Here is a 6,389-nt window from a genome sequence, read left to right on the forward strand (position 1 = left end):
AGCCGGACACAAACCAACATTGCGTTATCATGCGCCACCTGTGAAACGCGCGATGTTGGTTTTCTTGTCATGACGCTCCCGTCCGATCTGCCCCCCGAACTCTCCCACAGCGGCGTGCGCCCGGCTGATCGGCTCGGATTTACCCTGTTTCTGGCGGCGTTGATTCACCTGGCGCTGATCCTCGGCCTGGGTTTCACCTTTGCCGAACCCAAGCAGATCACCAAGACCCTGGAAATCACCCTCGCCACGTTCAAAAGCGAAAAGAAGCCCGAAAAGGCCGACTTTCTCGCCCAGGACAATCAGCAAGGCAGCGGCACCCTCGACAAGAAGGCCGTGCCCAAGACCACTGAAGTCGCGCCATTCCAGGACAACAAGGTCAATAAGGTCACGCCACCGCCGGCGCCCAAGCCGGAGGTGAAACAGGCCGCACCCAAGGCGGCGGTCACCACCGTGGCGCCCAAGCCGCAAAAAGCCCCGACCCAGCGCGAAAAGGCCAAGACCGAACCCACGCCGGCCCCGCCGGCCCCGACTTTTGACAGCTCGCAACTCTCCAGTGAGATCTCCAGCCTGGAAGCCGAACTGGCCCACGAACAACAGCTGTACGCCAAGCGCCCGCGGATCTACCGCCTCAACGCCGCCTCCACCATGCGCGACAAAGGCGCCTGGTATAAGGATGAGTGGCGCAAGAAGGTCGAGCGCATCGGCAACCTGAACTACCCGGACGAAGCCCGTCGCCAGCAGATCTACGGCAATTTGCGACTGCTGGTGTCGATCAACCGCGACGGCACCTTGTACGAGGTGCAGGTGCTGGAGTCCTCCGGCCAACCGCTGCTGGACCAGGCAGCGCAACGCATCGTGCGCCTGGCGGCGCCTTTTGCGCCGTTTACCGGGGACCTGAACGACATCGACCGCCTGGAAATCATTCGCACCTGGCGCTTTGCCAAGGGTGATCGGCTGTCGAGCAATTGATGCTGGCGGTGATTTCCTGCGCATCCTCAGCTTGTCAGTTCGCCCCTCCAACGCCACACTAGCGGACATGAAAAATGTCAGCCCGACCTACCTCAAGCACCAATTCCTGATCGCCATGCCCCATATGGCCGACCCGAACTTTGCGCAGACCTTGACCTACATCGTCGAGCACACCGCCAATGGTGCGATGGGGTTGGTGGTCAACCGCCCGCAAGACCTCAACCTGGCCGATATCCTCGAGCAACTGCGCCCGGACATCGACCCACCCGCCAGCTGCCAGCACGTACCGATCTACATCGGCGGGCCGGTGCAGACGGACCGGGGTTTTGTGCTGCACCCCACCGGGCCGAAATTCCAGGCGACCGTGGACCTTGAAGGGTTGTCCCTGTCCACGTCCCAGGACGTCCTGTTCGCGATTGCCGACGGCGTGGGGCCTGATCAAAGTGTGATCACCCTCGGCTACGCCGGCTGGGAAGCCGGGCAACTGGAGGCGGAGCTGGCGAGCAATGCCTGGCTGACCTGCCCGTTCGACGCCGACATCCTGTTCAACACCCCCAGCGAACTGCGCCTGGAAGCGGCCGCCGCCAAGCTGCGGATCAACCTCAGCCTGCTGACCAGCCAGGCGGGGCACGCCTGATGGCCTTGCGTCTGATCCTCGGTTTCGACTACGGCACCAAACAGATCGGCGTCGCCGTCGGCCAGGTGATTACCGGCCAGGCCCGCGAGCTGTGCACCCTGAAGGCCCAGAACGGCGTGCCGGACTGGAACCAGGTCGAAGCCCTGATCAAGGAGTGGAAGCCCGACGCCGTGGTGGTCGGCCTGCCGCTGAACATGGACGGCACCCCGAGCGAGATGTGCCTGCGGGCCGAAAAGTTCGCCCGCCGCCTGAACGGCCGCTACAACCTGCCCTTCTATACCCACGACGAACGCCTGACCACGTTCGAAGCCAAGGGCGAGCGTCGCGACCGTGGCGGGCAGAAAGGCAGTTACCGCGACAACCCGGTGGATGCCATCGCCGCGGCCCTGCTGTTGCAGGGCTGGCTGGATGAAAACACCGCTTTATTTGAATCCTGACTGACGCGGCTTGCCGCGTCTTCTTACGTTTGAGCCCGGACCTTGCCTGCGCGAGGCCTAGAAGGAGCACCCATGAGCCTGCCCAATCCCGCCGACCTGATCAGCCAGATGGCGATCCGCCTCAAGGCGCACCTGGAACACCGTGCCATCAGCGAGCCGCGCTTTATCGGCATCCGCACCGGTGGCGTCTGGGTGGCCCAGGCGCTGCTGGAAGAACTGGGCAGCGACTCGCCCCTGGGCACCCTGGACGTGTCTTTCTACCGTGACGACTTCAGCCAGAACGGCCTGCACCCGCAAGTGCGCCCCTCGGCCCTGCCCTTCGAGATCGAAGGCCAGCACCTGGTGCTGATCGATGACGTGCTGATGAGCGGTCGCACCATCCGCGCCGCGATGAACGAACTGTTCGACTACGGCCGCCCGGCCAGCGTGACCCTGGTCTGCCTGCTGGACCTGGACGCCGGCGAATTGCCGATCAGCCCGGACGTGGTCGGCGCCACCCTGTCCCTGGAAGCCCACCAGCGGGTAAAATTGTCCGGTCCCACGCCGCTCGAACTCGAACTGCAAGACCTTGCCCTTTAAACCGCCTTGTAAAGAGTCCCCGCGATGACGCCTCTAGATGCCAAGCGCCCGCTGCAGCTCAATGCTCAGGGCCAGCTGCAACACTTCCTGTCCCTCGACGGCTTGCCCCGCGAACTGCTCACCGAAATCCTCGACACGGCCGACTCGTTTCTCGAAGTCGGCGGCCGGGCGGTGAAGAAAGTCCCGTTGCTGCGCGGCAAGACCATCTGCAACGTGTTCTTCGAGAACTCGACCCGCACCCGCACCACCTTTGAACTGGCGGCCCAACGCCTGTCGGCTGACGTGATCACGCTGAACGTGTCCACCTCGTCGGCGAGCAAGGGCGAAACCCTGCTCGACACCCTGCGCAACCTGGAAGCCATGGCGGCCGACATGTTCGTGGTGCGCCACGGCGATTCCGGTGCTGCGCACTTCATCGCCGAGCACGTGTGCCCGAATGTGGCGATCATCAACGGCGGCGACGGCCGTCACGCCCACCCGACCCAGGGCATGCTCGACATGCTGACCATCCGGCGGCACAAGGGCAGCTTTGAAAACCTCTCGGTGGCCATTGTCGGCGACATCCTGCACTCGCGGGTTGCGCGCTCGAACATGCTGGCCCTGAAAACCCTGGGTTGCCCGGACATCCGCGTGATCGCCCCCAAGACCCTGCTGCCGATCGGCATCGAGCAGTACGGCGTGAAGGTCTACACCGACATGGCCGAGGGCCTCAAGGATGTGGACGTGGTGATCATGCTGCGCCTGCAGCGCGAGCGTATGGCGGGCGGCCTGCTGCCGAGCGAAGGCGAGTTCTATCGCCTGTTCGGCCTGACCACCGCACGCCTGGCCGGCGCCAAGCCGGACGCCATCGTGATGCACCCGGGGCCAATCAACCGTGGCGTGGAGATTGAGTCGGCGGTGGCCGATGGCGCGCAGTCGGTGATTCTCAACCAGGTCACGTACGGCATCGCCATCCGCATGGCGGTGTTGTCCATGGCCATGAGCGGGCAAACCGCGCAACGTCAATTCGAGCAGGAGAACGCCCAGTGAAGCTCAGCATTCTCGGCGCCCGAGTCATCGATCCGGCCAGCGGCCTGGATCAAGTCACCGATCTGCACCTGGAAGCCGGCAAGATCATTGCCATCGGCGCCGCACCCGCAGGCTTCAGCGCCAGCGAAACCATCGACGCCAAAGGCCTGATCGCCGCGCCCGGCCTGGTTGACCTGAACGTCGCCCTGCGCGAACCGGGCTACAGCCGCAAGGGCAACATCACCAGCGAAACCCGCGCCGCCGCTGCCGGTGGCGTGACCAGCCTGTGCTGCCCGCCCCACACCAAACCGGTGCTGGACACCTCGGCGGTGACCGAACTGATCCTCGACCGCGCCCGCGAAGCCGGCAACTGCAAAGTGTTCCCCATCGGCGCCCTGAGCAAAGGCCTGGACGGCGAACAACTGGCCGAGCTGATCGCCCTGCGCGACGCCGGCTGCGTGGCCTTCGGCAACGGCCTGGAGAGCTTTCGCAGCACCCGCACCCTGTGCCGTGCGCTGGAATATGCGGCGACGTTCGACCTGACCGTGATTTTCCACTCCCAGGACCGTGACCTGGCCGAAGGCGGCCTGGCCCACGAAGGCGCCACCGCGAGCTTCCTCGGCCTGCCGGGCATCCCGGAAACCGCCGAGACCGTGGCCCTGGCCCGCGACCTGCTGCTGGTGGAACAAAGCGGCGTACGCGCGCACTTCAGCCAGCTGACCAGCGCTCGCGGCGTGGCCCTGATCGCTCAGGCCCAAGCCCGCGGATTGCCGGTGACGGCGGATGTGGCGCTGTATCAGCTGATTCTGACGGATGAGGCGCTGATCGACTTCTCCAGCCTGTATCACGTGCAGCCGCCCCTGCGTACCCGCGCTGACCGGGACGGTTTGCGGGCAGCGGTGAAGTCCGGAGTGGTTTCGGCGATTTCCAGCCATCACCAGCCCCACGAGCGGGATGCCAAGCTGGCGCCGTTCGGCGCGACGGAGCCAGGCATCAGCAGCGTCGAGCTGTTGCTGCCGCTGGCAATGACGTTGGTGGAAGATGGTTTGCTGGACCTGCCGACCCTGCTGGCGCGTCTCAGTGCGGGCCCTGCCGAGGCGCTGCGCCTGCCGGCGGGCAAGCTGGCGGTGGGCTCGGCGGCGGACCTGGTGCTGTTTGATCCGGCCAGCTCCACGATTGCCGGGGAACACTGGCTGTCCAAGGGTGAAAACTGCCCATTCATCGGCCATAGCCTGCCGGCGACTGTGCGGTACACCTTGGTGGATGGGCGGATCAGCTACCAGGCTTGAATCCAATCCAGAGTGGGCACAGTAAATGTGGGAGCGGGCTTGCTCGCGAAAGCGGTGGGTCAGTCAATAGAGATGTCGACTGACATATCGCATTCGCGAGCAAGCCCGCTCCCACATTTGGATCTTCACAAATCTTAACGGCCGCCGTTGCGCTCGGCATTGCGGATCGAAATCTGCGTATTCAGCGTCCAGAAGTCATACAGCACCCCGATCAGGAACAAGCCCCCGGTCAGCAGGTAAATGATCCCGCTGATCCATTTGCCCTGATACATGCGGTGCAAACCGAACACACCCAGGAACGCCAACAGAATCCAGGCCACGTTGTACTCGATCGGCCCGGCGGTAAATCGCAGGTCCGCTTCGCGGTCCATTGCCGGAATCAGGAACAAGTCGATCAACCAGCCAATCCCGAACAAACCGAAGGTGAAAAACCAGATCGTCCCGGTCACCGGCTTGCCGTAATAAAAGCGGTGAGCACCGGTAAAACCGAAAATCCAAAGCAGGTAGCCGATCACCTTGCTGTGGGTGTCTTGTTGCGAAACATCCTGTCGATAGGTGTTCATGGAGTACCTCTTTAGCCTCGATAGATAAATATTTCTGGTTTCTTTGTGACTTTTTTACGGGCGCCCGACATGCGGCAAATGGTATCTTCGCTTCCCTCAAAGCCTTATACCGCCTGACTTGTGTAGGACAATCGCGGCAATTCGTCACGGTTTTCCTGAATTTGACCCCAGGGTTCAGTCGACAAACGGCCTTAGCACGACACAAAAAGCTGTTATAAAGTTGCGCGCAAACCAAAAAGAGCCACGCCTAATGCGACCATTTTTCAAGACATGGCTAACCATTTGCCTATTAATGCCACTGGCCGCCCACGCCACCAATCGTGAGCAACGACTTCCCAACGTTAACGGTTTCACCCCTAAAGTTCACGCCACCACCAGCTCCGCCAAATCGGTAAAGCTGACCGTGAAGCGCCCGACTCAACTGAGCAAGGCCCACGGTAATGCAGCGCCAGGGCTGATGGCCGTCAACACCAAGCAAAGCAGCAACGTCCTCAGCCGTGCCGTCAACGTGCTCGGTACTCCTTATCGTTGGGGCGGCAGCAGCCCAAGTAAAGGGTTCGACTGCAGTGGTTTGGTGAAATATGCGTTTAACGACGTAAAAGCCGTGGATTTGCCGCGCACTTCCAACGCCATGGCCGCCGGCCACGGGCTGAAGGTTGAGCGCAAGGATTTGAAACCGGGTGACCTGCTGTTCTTCAAACTGAAGAGCCGCCAGGTGAACCACGTTGCCATCTACCTGGGCAACGACCGTTTCATCCACGCACCGCGTCGTGGCAAGTCCGTGAGCATCGATACGCTGAAGAAGCCGTTCTGGGACAAGAACTACGTGATTGCCAAGCGTGTCCTGCCTAAAGAACAGAACAACCTGCGGATTGTGCAGCGCTGATATCAGGCTGATGTGAGAGCA

The 6,389-nt window shown here is 62.4% G+C and carries 8 protein-coding genes; 7 read left to right on the top strand and 1 reads right to left on the bottom strand.

All coding sequences use genetic code 11. From position 1 onward, the window contains the following. The first annotated feature begins 69 nt into the window (after positions 1 to 69). From HX807_RS13920 to HX807_RS13945, 6 genes are all read left to right on the top strand, one after another. On the top strand, positions 70 to 969 hold the full coding sequence (locus HX807_RS13920) for an energy transducer TonB (RefSeq protein WP_003213740.1): 900 nt from the start codon (positions 70 to 72) through the stop codon (positions 967 to 969). Positions 970 to 1,036: 67 nt separating this feature from the next. Beyond that, positions 1,037 to 1,606 carry a YqgE/AlgH family protein gene (locus HX807_RS13925; RefSeq protein ID WP_003213742.1) on the top strand — a complete coding sequence of 190 codons (570 nt, stop codon included), beginning with the start codon at positions 1,037 to 1,039 and terminating at the stop codon, positions 1,604 to 1,606. Beyond that, positions 1,606 to 2,043 carry a Holliday junction resolvase RuvX gene (gene ruvX, locus HX807_RS13930; protein WP_003213744.1) on the top strand — a complete coding sequence of 146 codons (438 nt, stop codon included), beginning with the start codon at positions 1,606 to 1,608 and terminating at the stop codon, positions 2,041 to 2,043. The genes HX807_RS13925 and ruvX overlap by 1 nt, the downstream gene beginning before the upstream one ends. 72 nt (positions 2,044 to 2,115) lie before the next feature. Continuing rightward, on the top strand, positions 2,116 to 2,622 hold the full coding sequence (gene pyrR, locus HX807_RS13935) for a bifunctional pyr operon transcriptional regulator/uracil phosphoribosyltransferase PyrR (protein ID WP_003213746.1): 507 nt from the start codon (positions 2,116 to 2,118) through the stop codon (positions 2,620 to 2,622). 24 nt (positions 2,623 to 2,646) lie between these two features. Continuing rightward, on the top strand, positions 2,647 to 3,651 hold the full coding sequence (locus HX807_RS13940; RefSeq protein WP_003213748.1) for an aspartate carbamoyltransferase catalytic subunit: 1,005 nt from the start codon (positions 2,647 to 2,649) through the stop codon (positions 3,649 to 3,651). Beyond that, entirely contained in the window at positions 3,648 to 4,919 is a 1,272-nt protein-coding gene (locus HX807_RS13945; protein WP_003213750.1) for a dihydroorotase, read from the top strand. Before HX807_RS13940 ends, HX807_RS13945 begins: the two co-directional genes overlap by 4 nt. Before the next feature lie 134 nt (positions 4,920 to 5,053). Here the strand turns inward: HX807_RS13945 and HX807_RS13950 are convergent, their stop codons facing one another. Then, the gene (locus HX807_RS13950; RefSeq protein WP_003213752.1) at positions 5,054 to 5,482 is read right to left on the bottom strand and encodes a TM2 domain-containing protein; all 429 of its coding nucleotides are present in this window, start codon (positions 5,480 to 5,482) and stop codon (positions 5,054 to 5,056) included. A gap of 250 nt (positions 5,483 to 5,732) precedes the next feature. Between HX807_RS13950 and HX807_RS13955 the strand changes: the two genes are divergently transcribed. Then, positions 5,733 to 6,368, top strand: a complete 636-nt coding sequence (locus tag HX807_RS13955; RefSeq protein WP_023659314.1) for a C40 family peptidase — start codon at positions 5,733 to 5,735, stop codon at positions 6,366 to 6,368. Positions 6,369 to 6,389 lie beyond the last annotated feature (21 nt).

This window comes from Pseudomonas sp. D8002 (assembly GCF_013385695.1).
GTDB lineage: Bacteria > Pseudomonadota > Gammaproteobacteria > Pseudomonadales > Pseudomonadaceae > Aquipseudomonas.

What these genes read in the sequence shown, in the direction of transcription:
- HX807_RS13925 (WP_003213742.1), top strand. Translation starts at nt 1,037, where the DNA reads ATGAAAAATGTCAGCCCGACCTACCTCAAGCACCAATTCCTGATCGCC.
- HX807_RS13950 (WP_003213752.1), bottom strand. Translation starts at nt 5,482, where the DNA reads ATGAACACCTATCGACAGGATGTTTCGCAACAAGACACCCACAGCAAG.
- HX807_RS13955 (WP_023659314.1), top strand. Translation starts at nt 5,733, where the DNA reads ATGCGACCATTTTTCAAGACATGGCTAACCATTTGCCTATTAATGCCA.
- HX807_RS13920 (WP_003213740.1), top strand. Translation starts at nt 70, where the DNA reads ATGACGCTCCCGTCCGATCTGCCCCCCGAACTCTCCCACAGCGGCGTG.
- pyrR (WP_003213746.1), top strand. Translation starts at nt 2,116, where the DNA reads ATGAGCCTGCCCAATCCCGCCGACCTGATCAGCCAGATGGCGATCCGC.
- HX807_RS13940 (WP_003213748.1), top strand. Translation starts at nt 2,647, where the DNA reads ATGACGCCTCTAGATGCCAAGCGCCCGCTGCAGCTCAATGCTCAGGGC.
- ruvX (WP_003213744.1), top strand. Translation starts at nt 1,606, where the DNA reads ATGGCCTTGCGTCTGATCCTCGGTTTCGACTACGGCACCAAACAGATC.